Raw genomic sequence first — 21,601 nt, forward strand, 5'->3', positions numbered from 1 at the left:
GGGGCGGGTTGAGGCTGTTGAAATGTCAACACGCCATCCCTGTTTCGCCTGGTCGCGGCTCCCGTGTCAACGGGTTTCGCGTCTCTCGAATTTTGTCGTTTTTGCAGGTCAGACCGGTTATCGATGGGGGTTCAAATCCCCCCGCCACCGCTGAGGGAAACCCTCTCCGATTCCGATCGGAGGGGGTTTCTCCCGTTCCGGGGCCGAGTACGGTTGCGCGGAGTGCGCCGCAGCCACCATTCGCAGAAGCCGAGCGCGATCAGCCAGCTCGGCCAGGCGACGATCGCCGGTCCCCAGGCGTCGAGGAAGGTCTCCGGAACGCCCGCGGCGTTGAGCGCGAGGAAGGCGACCGGGCCGAGGATCCGATTGATGATCACCGAGTACATCAGCGCCGCGCTGCGCAGCATCCAGCGACGGTGCGCGGCGACGTCGCGGCCGACGATCGCCCGGACGCCGAGCGCCGTGAACAGCAGCATCAGGGAGCCGAGGGACACGTTGGAGACGGCGTTGACCGGTCCGTAGGGCGTCACCGTACCGATCGCGATGGCCGCGAGCCCGACGGGCAGGGCGCACGCGACGTAGATCCGGCCGGCGATCCAGTGGTACCGGGCGAACCAGCGGCGGCCCAGCTGCACCAGGCCGGCGAGCATCGCGACCGAGCCGAGGAGGATGTGCCCCACCAGCAGTCCGTAGTACCAGTTCGGCTGATCGTCGAGCGGGACGCGGCTGCCCCCGGTCAGGTAGGGCGGCAAGGAGTAGGCGAGGAAGACGAGCACGATCAGGGTGCCCACCAGCAGTTTCTTCATGCCGGGAACGCTAGGTGGCGTCCCCGCGGCCCTGGATCACCCGCGCGGGTGGCGCCGCCTAGTCCGCTCGGGTGAGTCGCTCGGTCCGTGAGAGTGTCAGTGGGAGCTGAAGAAGCCGATCGCCTTGCCGCCGCTGTCGCAGCGCGCGAGCATGCCGGGCGTCTGCGGGAAGGTACAGTTCCATCCCTCGACGGTGACGGGCTGCGCCAGGGCGATCTTCGGGCCGAAGGCGTTCGCGACGCGCATCGCCTCGGCGCAGTCCACCTTCACAGTGCCGAGCGCGTGCACGTACAGCGACCCGTCGGGGCCGCGGGTCTGCCCGCACATGTCGGCTCGGTTCTCGGCCAGCGTGGTCGTCGCCGACGGTGCGCTGGACGGCGCGGGCGCCGGGGTGGGATCGGACGCACCGCCGCAGCCCGCGAGGAGCAGGCCGCACACTGTTGCAGTTGCGGCGGCTGTGACAGGCGTGGCGAAGGGGTGAAATGCGGTCATGGCTGCAGGATACCGGTGGCGCCGGTGATGGACCTCACAAAACTGCCGGTCAGCGACATTATTGCGGGCGGCAACGATCGGTACACTCGAAGACGACCCGTATCGCGCAGCCCGCCGCGCCTCGATGACTCGGAGTGACCGCATGGCCCTGTTCCTGTATCGGCTGGGGAGGTTCGCCTACCTCAACCGCTTCAAAGTCATCGCGGCCTGGCTGCTGATCTTCGTGGGGATGCTCGCGGGCGGTGCTCTGCTGAGCAAGCCGACGGTGGACAACTTCTCGCTCCCGGGCCTCCCCTCGGCGAAGGCCACGGACATCGTCTCGAAGAACTTCGGAGACAGTGGCGGCGATCCGTTCACCAGTGCCTCCGCGACCATCGTCTTCCACGCCACCAACGGGAAGCTGACGGATCCGGCCGCGACGGCGGGTATCGACCGGACGATCGCGGACCTGAAGAAGCTCACCAAGGACGAGAACGGCCGCGCGGTCCCGCTGGTCAAGGATCCGGAGCTGCTGCACAACCCGACGGGCAAGCTGGACCCGAACTCCCTCACCCCGGAGCAGCGCTCCCGTCTCCAGGCGATGACGGACCAGGCCAAGAACATCGCCTCGACCAAGGACTCGCAGGCGCAGAAGGACGCCGACGCGGCTGCGACCTCGTCGGTCAGCGCCGACGGCAAGACCGCCAAGATCACGGTGAACTTCGTCGACAAGGTCACCGATCTGCCGAAGGGCCTGTCGGACGACATCATCAAGGCCCGGGAGGCGGGCGTGTCGGCGTCGAACGGCACCCTGCAGATCGAGGCCGACGGTTCCGCGGCCCGCGGTAACCCCGACATGGGCATGACCAGCGAGATCATCGGCATGATCGTCGCGGCGATCGTCCTCATCATCACCTTCGCCTCGCTCGTCGCGTGGGGACTGCCGCTGATCAACGCCGTCATCGCGGTCCCCGTCGCGATCGGCGGCGTCATGATCGCCACCCACTTCATCGAGCTCGGTACCTTCCCGACGGTCCTGACCTCGATGATCGGCCTGGCGGTCACCATCGACTACGCCCTGTTCATCGTCTCGAGGTACCGGCACGAACTGCGTCGCCTCGGCGCGACCACGAAGGAACAGCGCGCGGAGGCCGCCGGCATCGCGGTGGGCACCGCCGGTACGGCCGTGGTCTTCGCCGGCCTCACGGTGATCATCGCGCTCGCCGCGCTCGCCTTCATCGGGATGGACTTCCTCGGCCAGATGGGCGTCGCCGCGGCGTGGGGCGTCTTCATCGCCGTGATCGTGGCTCTGACCCTGCTGCCGGCGCTGCTCGGCCTGTTCGGTGCCAAGGTCTTCGCCGGCCGGGTCAAGGGCCTGCACCCGCCGGACACCGACGAGGGCGAGGGGCGTGTCGCCAACGGCCTGCGCTGGGCCGGGCTGGTCAAGAAGGTTCCGGTCGTCACGCTGATCGCGGGCGTCGCGGTGCTGGGGATCCTCGCGATCCCGATGAAAGACATGAAGACCGCGCTGCCGGGCTCGGGCATGAGCGAGAAGAGCACGTCGGAGCGCAAGGCGTACGACCTCATCGCGGACGCCTGGGGCAAGGGCGCGAACGGCACCCTCCTGCTCGCGGTCGACGGTTCCGAGGCCCAGCCGAACCAGCGTCTCGGCGCGTACAAGCAGATCGTCGATCAGCTCAACACCAACCAGGCCATCGCGCCGCTGATCGCGAACGCGCAGATCGCGCAGCTCGCGCCGGACGACAAGGCCGCGACCATCATCGTCACGCCCAAGTCCGGGCCCAACGACGACGACACCCAGAAGCTGGTGACCAAGCTCCGCACCATGGCCAACGGCGATGCCGGGACGCGGGCGCGGCTGAGCGTGGACCTCGGCGTTGCGGGCAACACCGCCATCGAGATGGACATCTCGGAGAAGCTCAACAAGAACGCGCTGCCCAAGTACCTCGCGATCGTGGTCGGGCTGGCCTTCCTCTTGCTGCTCCTCGCCTTCCGCTCGATCCTGGTGCCGCTCACGGCCGCGCTCGGCTTCCTGCTGTCCGTGGTCGCCACGTTCGGCGTGACCTCGGCGATCTTCACCGACGGTGCGCTCGGTCTCATCGACAACACGCAGCCGCTGGTCTCCTTCCTGCCGATCTTCATGATCGGCATCGTCTTCGGCCTCGCGATGGACTACCAGGTCTTCCTCGTCTCCCGGATGCGGGAGGAGTTCGTGCACACCGGTGATGCGACGCGGTCCGTGGTGACGGGGGTGCAGTACGGCGCCCGGGTGGTGACCGCCGCGGCGATCATCATGATCTCGGTCTTCGCGTCGTTCATCCTCAACGAGCAGGTCTTCATCAAGGAGATCGGTTTCGGCTTGGCGACCGCCGTCCTGCTGGACGCCTTCGTCGTCCGACTGGTGATCATTCCGTCGGTCATGACGCTGCTCGGTAAGTGGGCCTGGTGGCTCCCGAAGTGGCTCGACAGGATCCTGCCCAATGTCGATATCGAGGGCGAGGCACTGGTCGCCCAGCTCGGCCGCGGGGACTCCCACGCGGTGACCGAGGCGATCCCGGCGCAGGTCACGGCCGAGATCCCGGTCGCCACCGAACCCCTGGTCGCCGTCGGAGCAACCGAGCAGTACGCGCGCGGCGCAGCCCGCGTGCACTCGCACGGCGTGAACGGCCACACCAACGGTGCCGTGCTTCCGTCCGTCGTGCCCACGTCGCCGGTGCCGATGGTGCCGCTCGACGGAGACGAGCCCGCCACCGCGCCGGTGCCGGCGGCGGAGTCCGCCCCGGTCGAGGCGGTGCCGACGGCCGAGGTTCCGACTGCCGAAGTTCCGGTCGACGGTGTCGTGGAGTCCGCCGTGCAGGACACCCGGGAGTACCCCGTGGCCCGGCCCGGGACTCCGGCGCCGGACCACACGGCGACCGGCCCGATCCGGGAGCGCGCCCGTGGCGAGCGCACGTTCGACGAGATCGCGCAATTGCGCGAGCAGAACCGCGCGATCGCGGCGGAGCTCAGTGCCCTGCGCTCCGACTACCGCTCGATGGCGAGCCGCACGCGCCTGCAGAGCGAGCACATCAGCGATCCCACGCGGTTCGAGATCGACGGCCGCCTCGAGGGGCCCGACGGTCCGCTGGGTCGCGCGGGCCGGCTGCTCACCCCGCACGGCGAGATCCTCACGCCCGCCTTCATCCCCGTGGGGACGAAGGCCACGGTGAAGACGGTGATGCCGGAAGCGGTGTCCGATCTGGGCGCCCAGGCCGTGCTCGCGAACGCCTACCACCTGTATCTGCAGCCCGGCCCGGAGATCGTGGAGCAGGCCGGCGGCCTCGCCGCGTTCATGAACTGGGACGGCCCGACCTTCACCGATTCCGGTGGCTTCCAGGTGATGTCGCTGGGCTCGGGCTTCAAGAAGGTCATCGATATGACCGGCGGTGAGGAGCTCCAGGGTGACGACGCCATCGCGGAGGGCAAGGACCGGCTCTCCCGCGTCGACGATGACGGCGTCACCTTCCGCAGCCACCTCGACGGCACGGAGCACCGCTTCACGCCGGAGGTGTCGATGCAGATCCAGCACCAGCTGGGCGCCGACATCATCTTCGCCTTCGACGAGCTGACCACACTGCACAACACCCGCGCGTACCAGGTGGAGTCGCTCGAGCGCACGCGCCTGTGGGCGAAGCGCTGCCTCTCGGAGCACAACTGGCTCACCGCGCAGCGGCACGACGCGATCTCGCTGTGGGGCGTGGTGCAGGGCGCGCAGTACGAGGACCTGCGCCGCAAGGCGGCCAGGGACCTGCGCGCGCTGAGCGAGGAGGACCGGTCGGGCGGTGGCCTCGGCTTCGGCGGCTACGGCATCGGCGGTGCGCTGGAGAAGGCGAACCTGTCGACCATCGTTCGCTGGGTCAACCAGGAGCTCGAGGAGGACAAGCCGAAGCACCTGCTGGGCATCTCGGAGCCGGACGACATCTTCGCCGCGGTGGAGCAGGGGATCGACACGTTCGACTGCGTCTCGCCGTCGCGGGTGGCGCGCAACGGGGCGATCTACTCGCTCGACGGTCGCTACAACGTGACCAATGCCAGGTTCAAGACGGACTTCCGGCCGCTGGACCCGGAGACCGAGAACTACACCTCGCAGTACACCCGCGCGTACATCCATTACCTGTTCAAGGCGAAGGAGAGCCTCGCTGCGACGCTCTGCACCATCCATAACGAGCAGTTCATCGTCTCCCTGGTCGCCAAGATCCGGCAGTCGATGCTCGACGGTACGTACTGGGACTTCAAGGAGGAGTTCCTGGGTCGCTACTACAAGGGAACCCAGCAGCACCTCGCCAAGTCCGAGTAGGTCGGCCGCTGCGGAGGGGCACCGACCGCCGTAGAATTCGGACATGCCCCACGTCGTCGCGCTGCCCGTGTGCGCAGGGATGACACTGCTCGAGTACGGGACCGTCGTGGAGGCCTTGGGCTTCGCGTGGCACGACCTGCCGCCGCTCGGGTACGAGGTGCGCAGCTGCGGCCCGGTCGACGGTGTCCGGACGCTCGGTGGCGCGGTCCTGCAACCCGCCTTCGGTCTCGACGAGATCGCAGGCGCCGACACCGTCATCGTCACCGCGGTCACGGACCCGCGGACGGATTCGAACCCGGAGTGGCACGAGCCGCTGCGCGCAGCCGCCGCGGCCGGTGCGCGGATGGTCTCGATCTGCACGGGCGCGTTCGCCCTGGCGGCCGCGGGCCTGCTCGACGGGCGGCGCGCGACCACCCATTGGCGGCACGCCGGCCTCCTCCAGTACCGGTTCCCCAGGGTGGACGTGACACCCTCGGAGCTGTACATCCAGGACGGGCCGGTACTCACGGGCGCGGGCTCGGCCGCCGGGCTCGACCTGTGCCTGCACCTGATCCGCTCCGATCGCGGCGCGGGCATCGCCAACGAGGTCGCCCGGCGCCTGGTGGTGGCCCCGCACCGCGACGGGGATCAATCGCAGTTCGTCAACATCGACACCCTGCGGCCGGACATGGACAGGCGCTTCGCCGACTTCCTGCAGGGGCTCGCCCACGCGATCGGCGGCGTGCAGGGCCTCGACGACATGGCGGCCCGCGCCGGCGTCTCACGGCGGACCCTGCACCGGAGGTTCCGGCGGTTCACCGGCGTCGCACCGCTCGAATGGCTGATGCGGCAACGGGTCTACCGCGCCATGCGCCTGTTGGAGACCACCGACGACTCCGTCACGGCAATCACCGGACGTGCGGGTTTCGACGCGGAGGAGACGCTCCGCTACCACTTCAAGCGGCAGACGGGTCTCACGCCCACGGCGTACCGCGATCGGTTCCGCGGTGGCGACGCCGGTCCGCGCACGGCCGAGCCCGTGGCCGGATCTTGAGGAAATCCGGCACCGCGCACCTGGGCATGGTGCGGGTCGCCGAATAGCGTTGCGGGCATGATGACAACGCAGTTGAGCAAGGTCTTCGGCGGCGCCCGTGGCGCCCCGGCGACACCGAACAGGACACCGGGATGGATGCGGGAGTTCGCCTCCGGCATCGCGGCGAGCAACCTCGTCCGGCACGGCGCCGGGGTTCCCGGGGCGCACGGCGCCCGTGTCCGTCGCGGGCGGCACGAGTGCGGTCGGTCTCGCGCGCATTCGATAGGAGAATGACCGCACTCGGCGTGGCGGGAATCAGAGCGGAAGGGACCAGGGCTCGCGCGGGAGCCGGGCGGGATCGAAGCCGTCGAGCATCTCGCGTGGTGTCCGGCCGCGCAGCCCCAGACTCGCCGCCAGCTCCGGCAGCACCACCGACGGCCCGCCGCGCTCGGTGAGGGTGACGGCACCGTCGCGTTTGGCGAGGCGGACGCCGGTGGGGTCCAGCACCAGCGGCACGTGCGCGTAGATGGGCGGTACGCCGCCGAGCAGGGTTGCCAGATACGCCTGGCGGGGCGCCGAGGACAGCAGGTCGTCGCCGCGCACCACCTGGTCGACGCCCTGCGCCGCATCGTCGACGACCACGGCGAGATTGTAGGCGTACGTCCCGTCGCCTCGACGGAGCACGAAATCGTCTACCGGGCCGGTGTATTCACCGTGGAGCACGTCGGTGACGGTGAACTCCGCGACCGTCGAGCGCAGCCGCAGGGCCGCGGGCCGGTCGCGGCGCCGCTCCGCACGTTCGGCCTCGGTCAGGTCGCGGCAGGTGCCCGGGTAGGCGCCTTCCGGGGCGTGCGGTGCCGAGGGCGCCGCGAGGATCTCCCGGCGCGTGCAGTAGCACTCGTAGACGTCGAGCCGGGTCATCGCCTGTGCGTACAGGTCCGTGCGGGAGGACTGCGCGACGACGGGGCCGTCCCAGTCCAGGTCGAGAGCCGCCAGGTCCGCGAGCTGCCTCTCCCGCGCGCCGTCGGCCGTGCGCCCGACGTCGAGGTCCTCGACGCGGATCAGGAAGTCCCGCCCCGTCGAACGGGCGAACAGCCACGCCAGCAGCGCCGTGCGCAGATTGCCCACGTGCAGGTCGCCCGACGGGCTCGGTGCGTACCGTCCGGCTGTCATGCGAACCTCCTCGTCCGCCTCCAATCTAGGGCGCGGTCCTGGACGTGCACCGTCGGGATCAGAGAACGGCGGTCGCGTTCGCGGGCGAGCCCGTGCCTCCGACGACGTTGAGCGGTTTCACCGTGAGGAAGCACGTCGTGCGCCGGCGTTCGGCGAGGAGCCGAGCGAGGGGGCCGAGCCGCCAGAGCTCGCCGAGCGGAACGCCCAGCTTGGCGAGGAACTCCTGGTGCATCATTCCGTGGTCGTCGGGCGCGGACGCGAGGAAAGGGGAGTCGTCCACGACGGGGAGGCGCTCGACCGCGAAGGTGTCGGACGCGAGGAGGCTCATCCGTGAATTCCACGCCCACTCGGGGAATTCGGTCTGCTGGCGCAGCCCGGTCGCCCTGCGCGTGGCGGCGTGGGCCCGCCGCTCGTCGGGGGTGAGGGCCAGGAACCACTCGGCCCAGCCGGTGTGCAGCATGACGATGTCCCCCGGTCGAAGCGCGATACCCTGGGCCGAGACCGCCTCCTCGACGAACGCGAACGGGATGGCCGCTCCGGATTCGTGGTCGAACGGCGCGCCGATCGACTCGGCGTGCCGCGCGAGGTCGACGAGTAGCCCCCGGCCGACGATCGGCCGGTCGGCCCATTCCTGGATGCCGAGATCGGTCGTACCCGTGACGATCCGGTCGTCCGCGACGCCCTCGTAGAAGCCGACCTCGTCGGATCTGCGATGACGCAGCCCGTCGATCTGGCTGGAACCCTGGAGGTAGAAGCCGTCGAGATAGTCGTCCCGGTGGCACGGGTGGCCGGAATAGATGACGTGCCGGGGCTTCTCGCGTTTCACGGACATGCCGGGATCGAAGGCGTCGACCGGGTAGTCGAGGCCGAGCGACACCCCGTCGACGATGAGACCGGCTGCGGCGACGGCGGTCTCGGCCGTGGCGAACGACGCCGCGCCACGCCCCGGGACCGAGAACAGCCCCCATGACGTCCCGGCGGGCCTCCCATCGCCCGCGGTGCGGAGCTGATCGTACGTGGGGTAGTCGACGGGTGCGGGCATGTGTAACCTCTTCGGAATGGCGACACCTGTCATCTAATGACAGGCATTATCACGGTACAGTAGTCTGGGTCACACCACAAGAACCGGCGCTTCGGTGTGGGATACTGCTCGCGAGCTGTGCGAGTGAGGAGAAGCCGTGTCGAGACCGGACGCCGGGAACATGCGATCCTTGACGCGCGCGATCGACGTCCTCGAAGTGTTGGACGATGCGCCGCACGGGCTTCGGCTCACCGAGATCGCCGCCCGCGTCGAGCTTCCAGTCCCCACCGTGAAGCGGATCCTGACGAATCTCGAAAGCCGGGGACGGGTCGAGCGTCACGACTCGCGGTACCGCGCCGGTATCAACCTGTTGTTCGGGGCGCACGCCTTCCTGACCGGAAGCGAACTGATCCGAGGGGCGCGGCCGTTTCTGCAGGATCTGGCCGCGACGACGGGGCTCACGGCGTCACTGTTCGTCCGGTCGCAGGCGACGCGCATCGTCGTGGCTCGGGTGGAAGGGGACAATCCCCTGCGCTACGACCTCCCCGTCGGCGAGCGGCTGCCGCTGCACCTGGCGGCCGGCAAGGCGCTGCTCGCCTACCTGCCGGACGACGAACTGCGGGAACTGGTCGACAGCGTCACCCCGTTCGAGACCGCCGGCGGCACGACGGTGGACGCCGAGGCGTTCGTCGCGCAGATCGAGAAGGTCCGGAGAGACGGATATTCGGTGTCCGCGAACGAGCGCGTGCTCGGTGCGCGGTCGGTCGCGAGCGCGGTCCGCGGGGACAACGGCGCCGTCTACGGCGCCATCCAGGTGGCGGGGCCCACGACGAAGTTCGATGCCGAGTCGGTGGGCATCGTCGGGGCGTCCGTGCGCCAGGCCGCGGAATCGCTCGGGAGACTGGTGCAGGGCTGACAGCCTCCTACTGTCGTTCCGCCGTGACGCGCGCCAGGTTTCGGGCCCAGCGCGCGACGTGCCCGACGAGCTCCGCGGGTTCGACGACGGTGACCTCGGCATCGAGGACGGCGATCGCCATCGCCGGCCAGTCCAGCGAGTCCACCTCCATCCGCACCACGGCACCGTCGGGCGCGTCCTCGATCCGTGCGTACCGGCCGATGGCGGCGCGCACGTGCTCGGCGGTCGCCGCAACGTGGAACTCGACGCGATGGCCGGGCGGGCGCTGCCCGACGGCGGCGCGGACGTAGGCGGCGGCGTCGGCGGTGGGCAGCTCGCGCGGCCGGAATCGGACGCCCGTGCTCGACGGTGCGCTGATCCGGTCGAGCCGGAAACTGCGCCAGTCGTGGCGGTGCAGGTCGTAGGCCACGAGGTACCAGCGGCGGCCCAGTGGAACGAGTTTGAGTGGCTCGGCGAGGCGGTCGGTGGCGGCACCGTCGGCCGCCGTGTAGCCGAACTCGATCCGCTCCTCCGCGCGGCACGCCTCGGCGAGACGGGTGAGGATCCGGGCGTCGACCGCGGGCCCGCCGTCGAGGACGGCCGGCTGCGTGACGGCGCCCAGCGCCTCGACGCGCTTGCGCAGTTTCGGCGGCATGACGGCGGCGACCTTGCCGAGTGCGCGCACGGAGGTCTCGGCGATCCCGGCGATCCCGCCCTGCGCCGCGGTCTGCAGGCCGACGGCGATCGCCACCGCCTCCTCGTCATCGAGGACCAGCGGCGGCAGGGCGGCACCGGCGGCGAGCTGGTAGCCGCCGTCCACGCCGCGGGTCGCGGAGACGGGGTAACCGAGCTCGCGCAGGCGCTCGATGTCGCGGCGGAGCGTGCGGACGGACACCTCGAGCCGGTCCGCCAGCTCGGAGCCCGGCCAGTAGCGGTGGGTCTGCAGCAGCGACAGCAATCGCAGCGTTCGGGAGCTCGTGTTCGCCATGTTTTCCAGTGTGTTCTGCATTAAGGACAGAAACTGACACTAATGCTTCGTAGCCTTGCAGCATGACCGAGACACAGAACATCTCCGCAGAGCGCAACGACATCCTCAGCTTCCTCGCCGAGAAGCGGCATTTCCTCCGGTTCACCGCCCAGGGATTGACGGACGAGCAGGCGAACACCCGCGGCACCGTCAGCGAGCTGACGGTCGGCGGCCTGATCAAGCACGTCACCGAGGTCGAGAAGGGCTGGCAGGACTTCGCCCAGGGAAAGGGCCACGCGATGGAGGGCATGGACTTCGAGAACATCACCCCGGAGCAGATGGCGGCCTTCGCGGATACCTTCCGCCTCACGGACGGGGAGACGCTCGAAGGCGCCCTCGCCGAGTACGAGAGGGTCGCGGCCGAGACCGACGAACTGGTGCGCACCCTGGACCTGGACATCGCCTACGAGCTGCCGGAGGCCCCGTGGCAGCCGCCGGGCGTCTTCTGGTCCGTGCGTCGCGTCTTCCTGCACATCGGAGGTGAGACCGCGCACCACTCCGGCCACGCGGACATCATCCGCGAGACCATCGACGGCCAGAAGAGCATGGGATAGCGGGATTTCGCCGCGGCGGGGCCACGTGTCGGTGGCCCCGCCTACGATCGTTCCTGTGGACCTCCCCGTGAACCCGCCGCTCGACCCGATGCTCGCGAAGGCCGCCAGGTCGATACCGGGCCCGGACGGTGACACCGCGTACTCGCACGAGCCCAAGTGGGACGGCTTCCGCGCCCTGATCTTCCGCGATGGTGACGAGGTCTTCATCGGCTCGCGCAGCGGCAAGGACCTCGGCCGCTACTTCCCCGAGGTGGTGGCCGCGGCGCGGGCGGAGTTGCCCGAGCGGTGCGTGCTCGACGGGGAGATCGCCGTCGCGGTGCATCGCGAGGGCCGCAAGCGGCTCGACTGGGAATCACTCTCCGCCCGCATCCATCCCGCTCAGTCCCGGATCCTCAAGCTGTCGGAGGAGACGCCGGCGATCTTCATCGGCTTCGACGCCGTGGCCATGGGGGAGGTGGACCTCACCGGCGAACCCTTCAGTGCGCGCCGGGAGGTCCTGGTCTCCGCCTACGCGGGCACGGGGACGTGCAAGATCAGCCGCGTCACCACCGATGCGGGCGCAGCGGCCGACTGGTTCGAGCGGTTCGAGGGTGCCGGCCTCGACGGGGTGATCTCCAAGCGGATCGACGGCCCCTACGTGCCCGGCAAGCGCGAGATGATCAAGGTCAAGCACGCCCGCACCGCGGAGGCCGTGGTGATCGGCTATCGGCCGCACAAGTCGCAACCGAAAGCGGTCGGTTCGGTGCTGCTCGGTCTCTACAAGGACGGTGACCTGCTGCCCATCGGCGGCATCGGCGCGTTCACCGCCGCGAAGCGCGAGGAGTACCTGCAGCTGCTCGAGCCCATGCGCACCGCCGACTCGGTGCAGGGCGAGCCGAACCGGTGGGCCACCCCGGACAAGACGGGGGAGTGGGTGCCCGTGCGCCCGGAGCTCGTCGTCGAGTTCGACTACGACCAGATGGAGGGCATGCGCCTGCGGCACACCGCGAAGTTCAAGCGCTGGCGCCCCGACCGCGCACCGTCGAGCTGCGGGTACGAGCAGCTCGACGTCCCCGTCACCTACGATCTCGACGACGTGCTGCAGGAGGGCCGGTAATGGCCAAGACACCGGCAGCAGAGATCGTCGTCCCGGGCACTGGGGGAGACGGGGCCGGCGACCGCGTCGTCCGGGTCTCGAGCCCCGACCGGATCATCTACCCGGCCACCGACCTCACCCCCGAGGTGTCCAAACTTCAGGTGGCGCAGTACTTCGCCGCCGTCGGCGAGCCGTTGCTCGCCGCCATCGGTGACCGCCCGACCGCGCTGGAGCGCTGGCCCGGCGGCGTGCACCCCGGTGGCCGGCTCGCGCAGGGGCCGCAGGACAGGGACGCCGACGGCTTCTATCAGAAGCGGATGATGAAGGGGGCGCCCGAGTACGCGCAGACGGTGCGGATCGCCTTCCCGTCCGGCCGTCCCGCCGACGAGCTGTGCCCCTCCGAAATCGCGATCCCCGTGTGGTGCGCGCAGATGGGCACCATCACCTTCCACCCCTGGCCGGTGCGCAGCGCCGACGTCGACCACCCCGACGAACTCCGGATCGACCTCGACCCCCAGCCCGGGACCGACTTCCACGACGCCGTGCGGGTGGCCGGTGTCGCGCGCGAGCTGGCCGACGAGCTCGGCCTGCGCGCCTACTGCAAGACCTCGGGCAACCGCGGCGTGCACGTCTTCATCCGGATCGCGCCCCGCTGGGACTTCGTGGACGTGCGGCACGCCGCCATCGCCTTCGGCCGCGAGCTGGAGAAACGCGACAGCGGCGTCACCACGGCGTGGTGGAAGGAGGAGCGGGGGCAGCGGATCTTCGTCGACTACAACCAGAACAGCCGCGATCGCACCATCGCCTCCGCCTGGTCGCTGCGCGCGGTACAGGGCGCCACCGTCTCCACGCCCCTCACCTGGGCCCGGTTGGCCGAGCTGAAGGACCCGCACGAGCTGAACCTGTTCACGGTCCCTGAGCGTCTCGCGGACGGGAACCCGTGGGCGGAGATGGACGACGTGGCCCACGACCTGACCCCCCTGCTGGAGAAGTGGGCGGAGCACCCCGTCGAACTCAACTACCCGCCCGACTACCCGAAGATGCCCGGCGAGCCGCCGCGCGTGCAGCCCAGCAAGAAGGTCGCCGAGCACTGGGACGCCGAGGGCAACCGCATCGAGTAGCCGCGCGCGGTCCACACACGTGTCACCCGGTTCTGGTAAGCACAGGGGCATGCGCTCGAACCGCCTCGCCGCACTCCTGGTCGCCGTCCTCGCGGGCGGCTCGCTCGCCGCCTGCTCCTCGGACAGAGCGGCGGACGCCGCCAAGCTCGACCTGCGGACCGGCACGAACTCGCCTCTGACCATCACGGCCGCACAGCTCGCCGGACTCGCCCAGGGCGGCGCGGTGGTCGCCATCAAGCCGACGAACGACGGCACCGTCGAGGCGGCGAAGGGCGGCGCGCTGGTCTTCAAACCCAAGCCCGGTTTCACCGGCACCGCGACGCTCAAGGCAGTCGTCTCGCCGGCCGTCTCGCTGTTCTCGTCGAACATCCCTCCGCTCGCGACCGTCGGCGGGGTGTCGGTCGACGGCAGCGGCTACGGTTCCGCGTGGACGCCGGTCCCGGGCGCTCCCGGTGAGTTCTACGGCCTCACGGACCGCGGCCCCAACGTCGACGGGCCGGACAAGGGCGAGAAGGTCGCGGTCACACCGGACTTCACGCCGCAGATCGGCCGGTTCAAGCTGGAGAGCGGCTCGGTGAAACTGCAGAGCGTGATCACGCTCAAGGGGCGCGACGGTCGCCCGCTCAACGGCCGGACCGACGTCGCCGCGCCGACGGGGGAGAAGATGCTCGACCTCGACGGTGCCGAGTTGCCGCCCACGGACCACGGGATCGACTCCGAGGGACTCGTCGCGCTGCCCGACGGTTCCTTCTGGGTCTCCGACGAGTACGGCCCCTTCCTCATCCACTTCGACGCCAACGGCCAGGAACTCGAGCGCCTCGTCCCGGGGAAGGGGCTGCCCGAGGTGCTCCGCAGCCGTACGCCGAACCAGGGCATGGAGGGACTGACCGTGACGCCCGACGGCAAGCGGTTGGTGGGAATCATGCAGTCCGCCTTGGATGTTCCCGGACTGAACGGCAACGCCAAGGACGTCCCGGTCACCCGCATCGTGGCCGTCGATCTGGTGACGAAGGCCGTGCAGCAGTTCGTCTACCTGCTCGACAATCCCAAGGCGACGAAGAAGGCCGTCTCCGAGATCACCGCGATCTCCGATCGCGAGTTCCTCGTCGACGAGCGCGACGGGAAGGTCGCGCCCCGGGCGAACAAGACGATCTACCGGATCAGTCTCGACGGTGCCACGCCGCTCGGCGAGCAGAACCCCGAGACCATCGCCGGCGCGGGCAGCACGGCGGAGGCCGAGGCGGCACTCAAGGCCGCGGGCATCACCCCCGTCCGTAAGAGCGTGGCCCTCGATCTCAGTGGGCTGGTCGACAAGCTCAACCCCGCCGGCACGTTCTTCGGGCACGACAAGATCGAGGGGCTGGCCACGCTCGACGGTGGCAGGACCCTCTACCTCGCCAACGACAGTGACTTCGGGGTGGCGGGCATCGCGGGCTCGAAGACCCCGTTCCAGCTCACGGCGAAGACGTTGCCCAACGGCCTGCAGGACAGCCTGGAGGTGCTCAAGGTCGACACAACCAAGCTGAACGAGCCCGCCTCCGAACGGACGATCACGGTCACCGTCGGGTAGCGGGCGGGATCGTGACCCGGCCCGCGTACTCCCTGACCTCGTCAGACGGGTCGTCGTGCAATAGCCGGGCGTGCGCGCGACGGAACTCCTCGAGCTCGGCGTGGGGAAGCCGCGCGTGCGACAGGACGAACAGCGCGTGCCACCGGATCACCGGCCACGGCGACGCCAGCGCCGCGAGCGCGGTAGGGGTGTCCTCCGGGCCGAGCTCGCGGTAGCCCCGTCCGGGCTCGAGAGCCTCCGCGACCGCTGCGTGCAGGTCGGGCCGGCGGTCGAGGAGACCGGTGAGTGCGGTGTAGTCGAGAGGTCCGTGCGGGCGCACCATCGAGCGCAGCGGCATCGCCGCGGCTGCCGCCACGGCCTCGTCGCAGACTCCCGTGGCTTCGACGGTGTCCAGGCGACCGAGGACGCCGAGCGCGGACGCGAGCCAGTTCCGGGTGGCGGCCCGCAGGTCTCCGGCGGCGAGTCGGCCGGCCAGAGCTCCGACGATCCGCTCATCGGGGAGCCCGATGCCGGCGGCGACCATGGCGAACCACCACGGGTCGGACGCCTCGGCGATCCGGCGGGCGAGCGCGGGGACCGCGGCCGCGCCCAGCGTCCGGAGCCCGGCGGCACCGTCCTCGGCGGTGAGCGCACCGTCGAACCGGCCGGCGAGGGCGAGGAACTCCGCGGCCTGCTCCGCGGGCGGCAGGGTGGCGATCCGGGCGCGCTCGGCGTCGGCTGCGACGAGGTGCGGGTAATACGTTCGCAGGACATCGGCGGGCACGGAGCGGCGCACCAGCTCCTCGCCCTCGTCGGAGGCGACGACGAAGAACCCGGGCCCGGCCAGGCCCGCGGCGCGGATCCTGCTGGTGGCGGGCGCGCAGGCGGCGACCACGGCGTCCTGGAAGCGTGCGACGACCTCGTCGAAGTGCTCGGCCTCGTCGGCGAGGGCCGCTGCAGTGATCGCGCCCTCGAGCTCGTCGGTGCCCTCGGGGTCGTAGCAGTGCGGCATGTCGTCGGGGCTGATGCCGCACTCGTCGATGTTCTCCGAGACCCATTCGGCGCCGGCCACGGAGACCATCGGCCACGCGACCTGCGTACCGTCGGCGTAGAAGCCGTGGAACGCCGCGCATCGCGGGTCCGCGCCGTCCACCTCGCTCGCGGCCGCGCGCACTGCGCGCTCCACCTGCGCGACGAGCGCCGCGGTCACGGCCTGCCAGTCGACCTCGGTCATGCAGACAGTATCCCCCGGATCGGAGTTCATCCTTGCCTTATATAAGTGAATAGTGAAATACTCGTCCTCGTGCACGCCTTCGACGTCCTCGGTGACCCCGTCCGTCGTCACCTACTCGAGCTCCTCGCCAGGGGCGAGCTCTCGGCGGGTGCGTTGAGCGAGGACGTGCGGGCACGATTCGGGATCAGCCAGCCCGCGGTCTCGCAGCACCTCAAGGTGCTCCGGGAGGCGGGTTTCGTCACCGTGCGACCGGAGGGCGCGCGACGCCTGTACGCGGTGCAGCCCGAGCCGCTCAGGCAGGTCGACGACTGGCTGGTCCCGTTCCGGCACTTCTGGGAGCCGCGTTTCGCGGCCTTGCAGACCGAGATAGCCCGCGGCAAACGCGCACGGCGACAGGAGAAGACATGACCTACGAGATCGACGACCTCACCGCGGCACAGACCGCCGCCGTCACCCGGCGCGCCGAGGTGCGTGACAGCGGCGAGGGTGACGTCTACGTCTCCGGCTCGCTCAGCCAGGCCTTCCCGACCGACGTCGACGACCTCTGGGACGCGGTCACCAACGCTGAGCGCCTGCCGCGGTGGTTCGCCCCCGTCACGGGCGCGCTCGAGCTCGGCGGCACCTACCAGATCGAGGGGAACGCCGGCGGCACCGTGCTCGAGTGCGATGCCCCGCGACGGTTCCTGATCTCCTGGGAGTTCATGGGCGGGGTCTCGCAGGTCGAGGTCGTCATCGAGCCCGACGGTGACGGTGCCCGCCTCACGCTCACCCACTCCGGCGAGAACGCGCGGGAGTTCTACGAGCAGTTCGGTCCCGGTGCGACCGGCGTCGGCTGGGATTCCGCCTTCCTCGGCCTCGTCGCGCTCATCGTCACCGGGCAGGAGCGGCCCGCGAACGCGGAGGAGTTCTACACGTCCCCGGCGGCGCGGGCGTTCATCGCGGAAGCAGCGGCGGCGTGGGCGGAGGCGACGATCGCCGCCGGTGTGCCCGAGGAGCAGGCGCGGGCGCAGGCCGCACGCACCGCCGCGGCGTTCTCCGGCGAGTAGCGGCTCAGGCCGCGGCGCCCACCGTCGACCACCGGACCGAGCGGACGCGGGTGTCCGCGGTGAGTTCGCGGACCGTCGCGACCACCTTGGCGTGGTCGGACTCCGGCGCGTGCATCCGCGCCTCCAACTGCATCGCCTCCGACATCCGCACGTCCTCGACGGTGATGGATGTCAGCGCGAAGCCCATCGCCTCGATGGCGTCGACGATCGCGGCACGCATCTCGGCCTCCTGGTCGCGGTGGAAGACCATCTCCACCGCGTAGTCCTCGGACTGCGGTGCCGCGTACTCGGGGTGCACCTGGACCTTCCGGTCGTTCATCCGGGCGGCCAGCGGATGCAGCAGGGTGTTGCCCGCGACCACGATCACCGCGCCGGCGACGGCTCCGCGCCACTCCCAGGCGCCGGCGAGCGCGCCGACCGCGGCGGTCGCCCACATGGTCGCGGCGGTGTTCAAGCCCTGGACGGTCAGCCCCTGTTTGAAGATCACGCCGCCGCCGAGGAAGCCGATACCGGTCACGATGTTGGCCGCCACGCGCGTGGGGTCGCCGTGGCCGTCGAAGGCGTAGGCGCCCAGGATCAGGAACAGGGCCGAGCCCATGCTGATCAGCGCCATCGTCTGCAGGTTGGCCATCCGCGAACGCCACTGGCGCTCAAGGCCGATCAACAGGCCCAGAGTGGTCGCCAGTCCGACGCGGGCGAGGAGGTCGACGGCGTTCACAGCGCTCCTCGATCGCGGCGCGGAGCCGTGGTCGTGAGCGTCTTGCCGGACGGTGGCGTCGGAGCAGGTCCGTTTTCTCGAGCCATGCGCTGATTCTCGCGGACCCGCCTGTCTACCGCAAGCAGCGCCACCGGGATCGGTGGAGGTTTCGGTAGGAAGCGATGGTTAGCTGATCTTGTGTTCCGCGCCTTGGGGTTTCGTCGCTCGTCTGCGTCACGCAGCGGGGGCTGTCGGCACCGGTTGGCTCGCGGTGTGTTCGCCGGTCCCCTCCGCGGGCTTCTGCGTCGCCGCGGTCGGTGCAGTCGTCTCCTGCTGCGTCGTGACCGGCACGGCCGGGCCGCTGGCTTCGACGGTGCTGGTCCCTCCGGTGGCGGGCGTCGGCGTGGCGGGGGCCGGCGTGCCGGTGGGGGTGGGCGTCCCCGTCTCCGGCGCGGGGATCCGCGCGAGCTGCGGCAGCGGTGACGGCGGGTGGGGCGTCTCCGCGGGCCCGGTGGTCTCGGGTGTCGAGGTACCCGCGGTCGCACGGACCGGCGCGTCGTTCGACGGTGCCGCGGGCTTCGAGGCGAGATACCGGGACGCGTCGCCCGAGCCGGTGACGGCCTGGCCGACGCCCTGCGCGGTGGCACCGAGGAGGTCCACGCCCAGGCGTAGCGGATCGACCGGAGGGAGGATGCCGAACGGCGTCGCGGCGCCGTAGTCGCGGCGGTCGTACCCGGTCTCGATGAGTACGCGCGCTACCGGTGAGACGAGATCGACGAAGGGCGTCACGAGCGCCGTGGTGCCCGTGGCCCCGCCGAGGTCCAGCAGGGGCAGCATGATCGGCAGGATCTTCGCCGGCAGCGTCACGTAGCGGGTGTCGCCGCTGATCTGGCAGTGCGTGCCGGCGGTGCAGTTCGCGGTGGCCGCTTCCACGGCCGCGCGCACCTCGTCCGGCGTGTACCCGATCGGGGTGGCCGACGGATCGTCGGAGCCCTTGGGCGCGAGCATCTTGCCGTGCACGTACCAGAATCCGGCGAGTGCGTTCGCGGTCGCGAGGAGATTGACCGGGTACTTCGGGAAGTCGGTCACGCCGTCGTACTGGAAGCCCACGTCGGTGGTGTTGACGGGGCGGGTCGGCGTGCCCGTGTTCGTCGGCGTGCCGGGGCCGAAGGTGACGTCGAGGATCGGGACGTGGCCCAGGAAGGACGGTCTCGTGAACAGCCCGCCGTTGGGCCGGCTCGCGTTGCCGATCAGGACGAAGGAGACGTTGTCGGGCACGCCACCGTTCTCGGCGAACTGCTTCTTCACAGCGCTGACCACGGTGCCGCCCTGGGAGTACCCGAAGATCACGATCGGTGAACCCTTGTCGGCGGCGGCGTACTGCTCGTCCAGGCTGGTGACGCCGCTCGCCACGGAATCGTCCCACTTCGCACCCTGCAGCCCGCCCCAGCCGGACAGTGGGATCGGCCAGAATTCGGCGATGTACGGCACGGGCGATGCGATGCAGGCCTCCGCGCCGCACGCGCCGGTGGGCGCGACGTAGTAGCCGACCGCGTGCTCCTGGTAGCCGGCGACCTTCGACGGGTCCTTGGTCCCGGTACCGGGGACCACCAGCACAGTCGTCGCGGCCCACGCGACCGCGGTGGTGAAGGTGAGGGCGATCGCGCCGACCAGCGCGACGAGGACGTGACCGAGCCTGCGGGCGGTATCGCGCATGGCGGAGTGACCTCTCGTGTACGGGATTGCGCTCAGTCTTGCACGGTGCGCGCCGCCGCGCTTTGCGAATGCGATCTCTCGCGCGGACCTACGAGAGTGGGCCCGATCGGATCACGATCGGTTCGCGGGTCGGGCTCGGCGAGAACCTCGTCGCGACGGGGCGCCGAGTGGTGAGTCCCGACATGTCCGGCCCCTCGGTCGGGGGCACGGTGGGGAGGAACGACGCAGGGGCGGTTCCCGATGTGCTCGGAAACCGCCCCTGATCTGCGGAGGATAGGGGATTTGAACCCCTGAGGGCTATTAACCCAACCCGCGTTCCAGGCGAGCGCCATAGGCCACTAGGCGAATCCTCCGTCGACCATGGTAGACGAGAGCCCCCCGTCGACCCAAACCGGGACGACCCCGTATAGTCATCGGTGGACTCCGCGCGGCGTCCATCCTGTGAACTCCCCCAGGGCGGGAACGCAGCAAGGGTCAACGGGCTCTGGCGGGTGCGCGGAGTCCCCTTCATGTCCGGGCCCGAAATTCCGCCGGAGGCGCACCCGATGTCCACCTACGTGTCCCTGAGTCAGTCCGAACTCGCGGATGTCCACGCGAAGCTCACCGAGCTGTTCGAGACGCTCAAAGCCCGGGGGCTGAAGCTGGACCTCACGCGCGGCAAGCCGGCGCCCGACCAGCTCGACCTGTCGAACGCGCTGCTCGCGCTGCCCGGGGAGGGCGACTACCGCGCCGCGGACGGCACCGACACCCGCAACTACGGCGGCGTCGCCGGCCTGCCCGAGCTGCGTGCGATCTTCGGCGAACTGCTGGGGATCCCCGTCGCGAACCTCCATGCGCAGAACAACTCCAGCCTGGAGATCATGCACCGCCTGATCACCCTCGGGTGGATCCACGGCACCGTCGACGGTGAGCGGCCCTGGAGCGCCGAGGAGTCGGTGAAGTTCCTCTGTCCCGCGCCCGGCTACGACCGGCACTTCGCCATCACGGAGGAGTTCGGCATCGAGATGATCGTGGTGCCGCTGAACCCGGACGGCCCCGACATGACGGTGGTCAAGGACCTCGTGGCGAACGATCCCGCGATCAAGGGCATCTGGACCGTTCCGAAGTTCGCCAATCCGACCGGTTCGGTGTATTCCGAGGAGATCACCCGGGAGCTGGCATCGATGCCGACGGCCGCGCCCGACTTCCGCATCTTCTGGGACAACGCCTACGCCGTGCATCCCCTGGTGGGGGACGCACCGTCGGACCCCGACATCCTGGGCCTGGCTGCGGAAGCCGGCCACCCGAACCGGCCCTACGTGCTGGCCAGCACCTCCAAGATCACCTTCGCGGGGGCCGGCGTGAGCTTCTTCGGCGCCTCCGCCGAGAACCTGGCCTGGTACGGCAAGTACACCGGGCTGACCTCGATCGGCCCGGACAAGGTGAACCAGCTGCGGCACGCCCGCTTCTTCGGCGACGCCGAGGGCGTGCGCGCGCACATGCGCAAGCACCGCGACCTGATCGCACCCAAGTTCGCGCGGGTCCTGGAGATCCTCGAGGACCGGCTCGGCGCGGCGAAGGTCGCGTCCTGGAGCGAGCCCACGGGCGGCTACTTCATCAGCCTCGACGTGCTCGACGGGACGGCCGCGCGGACCGTTGCGCTGGCGAAGGAGGCGGGCATCGCCCTGACCGCTGCCGGCGCGACCTTCCCGTACGGTGAGGACCCGCACGACCGCAACATCCGGCTCGCCCCGACCTTCCCGTCGATCGACGAGCTCGAGACGGCGATGGACGGTGTGGCGACCTGTGTACTCTTGGCTTCTGCTGAAAAGCTGATGTCGCAGCCCGAATAGGGCGCGCCTGAGCAG

18 protein-coding genes, 1 tRNA gene, 1 other RNA gene and 1 pseudogene are annotated in these 21,601 nt (G+C 70.1%); 12 read left to right on the forward strand and 9 right to left on the reverse strand.

Annotation, left to right across the window (positions count from 1 at the left end):
• Nucleotides 1-131: 131 nt before the first annotated feature.
• Nucleotides 132-806: a DUF2306 domain-containing protein gene (locus AC21LY_RS02350; RefSeq protein ID WP_489044605.1), complete on the reverse strand. Its 675-nt coding sequence runs from the start codon at nucleotides 804-806 to the stop codon at nucleotides 132-134.
• 96 nt (nucleotides 807-902) lie between these two features.
• Complete coding sequence (locus AC21LY_RS02355) at nucleotides 903-1,298, reverse strand: hypothetical protein (RefSeq protein WP_489044607.1); 396 nt, start codon at nucleotides 1,296-1,298, stop codon at nucleotides 903-905.
• A 229-nt stretch (nucleotides 1,299-1,527) separates the two neighbouring features.
• Here AC21LY_RS02355 and AC21LY_RS02360 point away from each other — a divergent pair.
• The 3 genes and pseudogenes from AC21LY_RS02360 to AC21LY_RS02370 form a co-directional block, all read left to right on the forward strand.
• Nucleotides 1,528-3,741: pseudogene (locus AC21LY_RS02360) on the forward strand (MMPL family transporter); the annotation flags it as partial.
• Nucleotides 3,742-4,332: 591 nt separating this feature from the next.
• Nucleotides 4,333-5,634: a tRNA guanosine(34) transglycosylase Tgt gene (gene tgt / locus AC21LY_RS02365; RefSeq protein ID WP_489045405.1), complete on the forward strand. Its 1,302-nt coding sequence runs from the start codon at nucleotides 4,333-4,335 to the stop codon at nucleotides 5,632-5,634.
• Between the two features lie 43 nt (nucleotides 5,635-5,677).
• Complete coding sequence (locus tag AC21LY_RS02370; RefSeq protein ID WP_489044609.1) at nucleotides 5,678-6,667, forward strand: GlxA family transcriptional regulator; 990 nt, start codon at nucleotides 5,678-5,680, stop codon at nucleotides 6,665-6,667.
• A 294-nt stretch (nucleotides 6,668-6,961) separates the two neighbouring features.
• Here the strand turns inward: AC21LY_RS02370 and gluQRS are convergent, their stop codons facing one another.
• Nucleotides 6,962-7,819 (reverse strand): tRNA glutamyl-Q(34) synthetase GluQRS, encoded by an 858-nt coding sequence (gene gluQRS / locus AC21LY_RS02375; protein WP_489044611.1) that lies wholly within the window; start codon nucleotides 7,817-7,819, stop codon nucleotides 6,962-6,964.
• Nucleotides 7,820-7,877: 58 nt separating this feature from the next.
• Complete coding sequence (locus tag AC21LY_RS02380) at nucleotides 7,878-8,861, reverse strand: cyclase family protein (RefSeq protein ID WP_489044613.1); 984 nt, start codon at nucleotides 8,859-8,861, stop codon at nucleotides 7,878-7,880.
• A 136-nt stretch (nucleotides 8,862-8,997) separates the two neighbouring features.
• Between AC21LY_RS02380 and AC21LY_RS02385 the strand changes: the two genes are divergently transcribed.
• A complete protein-coding gene (locus tag AC21LY_RS02385) occupies nucleotides 8,998-9,756 on the forward strand; it encodes an IclR family transcriptional regulator (RefSeq protein ID WP_489044615.1) in 759 nt (252 codons plus the stop codon).
• Between the two features lie 7 nt (nucleotides 9,757-9,763).
• Here AC21LY_RS02385 and AC21LY_RS02390 read toward each other — a convergent pair whose 3' ends face one another.
• On the reverse strand, nucleotides 9,764-10,723 hold the full coding sequence (locus AC21LY_RS02390) for a helix-turn-helix transcriptional regulator (RefSeq protein ID WP_489044617.1): 960 nt from the start codon (nucleotides 10,721-10,723) through the stop codon (nucleotides 9,764-9,766).
• Nucleotides 10,724-10,785: 62 nt separating this feature from the next.
• Between AC21LY_RS02390 and AC21LY_RS02395 the strand changes: the two genes are divergently transcribed.
• Genes AC21LY_RS02395 through AC21LY_RS02410 form a run of 4 tightly spaced genes read left to right on the forward strand, consistent with a single transcriptional unit; the run spans nucleotide 10,786 to nucleotide 15,082 of the window.
• Nucleotides 10,786-11,316: a DinB family protein gene (locus tag AC21LY_RS02395; RefSeq protein WP_489044619.1), complete on the forward strand. Its 531-nt coding sequence runs from the start codon at nucleotides 10,786-10,788 to the stop codon at nucleotides 11,314-11,316.
• A 55-nt stretch (nucleotides 11,317-11,371) separates the two neighbouring features.
• Entirely contained in the window at nucleotides 11,372-12,412 is a 1,041-nt protein-coding gene (locus AC21LY_RS02400; protein ID WP_489044621.1) for an ATP-dependent DNA ligase, read from the forward strand.
• Entirely contained in the window at nucleotides 12,412-13,512 is a 1,101-nt protein-coding gene (locus AC21LY_RS02405; protein WP_489044623.1) for a DNA polymerase domain-containing protein, read from the forward strand. Before AC21LY_RS02400 ends, AC21LY_RS02405 begins: the two co-directional genes overlap by 1 nt.
• Nucleotides 13,513-13,561: 49 nt before the next feature.
• Nucleotides 13,562-15,082 carry an esterase-like activity of phytase family protein gene (locus AC21LY_RS02410; RefSeq protein ID WP_489044625.1) on the forward strand — a complete coding sequence of 507 codons (1,521 nt, stop codon included), beginning with the start codon at nucleotides 13,562-13,564 and terminating at the stop codon, nucleotides 15,080-15,082.
• Here the strand turns inward: AC21LY_RS02410 and AC21LY_RS02415 are convergent.
• A complete protein-coding gene (locus tag AC21LY_RS02415; RefSeq protein ID WP_489044627.1) occupies nucleotides 15,069-16,295 on the reverse strand; it encodes a hypothetical protein in 1,227 nt (408 codons plus the stop codon). The two genes, AC21LY_RS02410 and AC21LY_RS02415, sit on opposite strands and share 14 nt — an antisense overlap.
• Before the next feature lie 69 nt (nucleotides 16,296-16,364).
• On the opposite strand from AC21LY_RS02415, the gene AC21LY_RS02420 reads away from it, so the two are divergent.
• Together AC21LY_RS02420 and AC21LY_RS02425 are read left to right on the forward strand one after the other, a co-directional pair.
• On the forward strand, nucleotides 16,365-16,703 hold the full coding sequence (locus AC21LY_RS02420; protein WP_489045406.1) for an ArsR/SmtB family transcription factor: 339 nt from the start codon (nucleotides 16,365-16,367) through the stop codon (nucleotides 16,701-16,703).
• Nucleotides 16,700-17,341, forward strand: a complete 642-nt coding sequence (locus tag AC21LY_RS02425; protein ID WP_489044628.1) for an SRPBCC family protein — start codon at nucleotides 16,700-16,702, stop codon at nucleotides 17,339-17,341. The genes AC21LY_RS02420 and AC21LY_RS02425 overlap by 4 nt, the downstream gene beginning before the upstream one ends.
• A 4-nt stretch (nucleotides 17,342-17,345) precedes the next feature.
• Here the strand turns inward: AC21LY_RS02425 and AC21LY_RS02430 are convergent, their stop codons facing one another.
• The 3 genes from AC21LY_RS02430 to AC21LY_RS02440 form a co-directional block, all read right to left on the reverse strand.
• Nucleotides 17,346-18,059 (reverse strand): MgtC/SapB family protein, encoded by a 714-nt coding sequence (locus AC21LY_RS02430; RefSeq protein WP_489044629.1) that lies wholly within the window; start codon nucleotides 18,057-18,059, stop codon nucleotides 17,346-17,348.
• A 213-nt stretch (nucleotides 18,060-18,272) separates the two neighbouring features.
• Nucleotides 18,273-19,754 (reverse strand): PE-PPE domain-containing protein, encoded by a 1,482-nt coding sequence (locus tag AC21LY_RS02435; RefSeq protein ID WP_489044630.1) that lies wholly within the window; start codon nucleotides 19,752-19,754, stop codon nucleotides 18,273-18,275.
• Nucleotides 19,755-20,021: 267 nt separating this feature from the next.
• Nucleotides 20,022-20,107: transfer RNA gene (locus AC21LY_RS02440), tRNA-Ser, on the reverse strand.
• Nucleotides 20,108-20,169: 62 nt separating this feature from the next.
• Between AC21LY_RS02440 and ffs the strand changes: the two genes are divergently transcribed.
• An RNA gene (gene ffs, locus AC21LY_RS02445) (signal recognition particle sRNA small type) lies at nucleotides 20,170-20,264 on the forward strand.
• 35 nt (nucleotides 20,265-20,299) lie between these two features.
• Nucleotides 20,300-21,586, forward strand: a complete 1,287-nt coding sequence (locus AC21LY_RS02450; protein ID WP_489044631.1) for an aspartate aminotransferase type Ic — start codon at nucleotides 20,300-20,302, stop codon at nucleotides 21,584-21,586.
• Nucleotides 21,587-21,601: the final 15 nt, after the last annotated feature.

It is taken from the genome of Tsukamurella sp. II2bb (assembly GCF_057815145.1).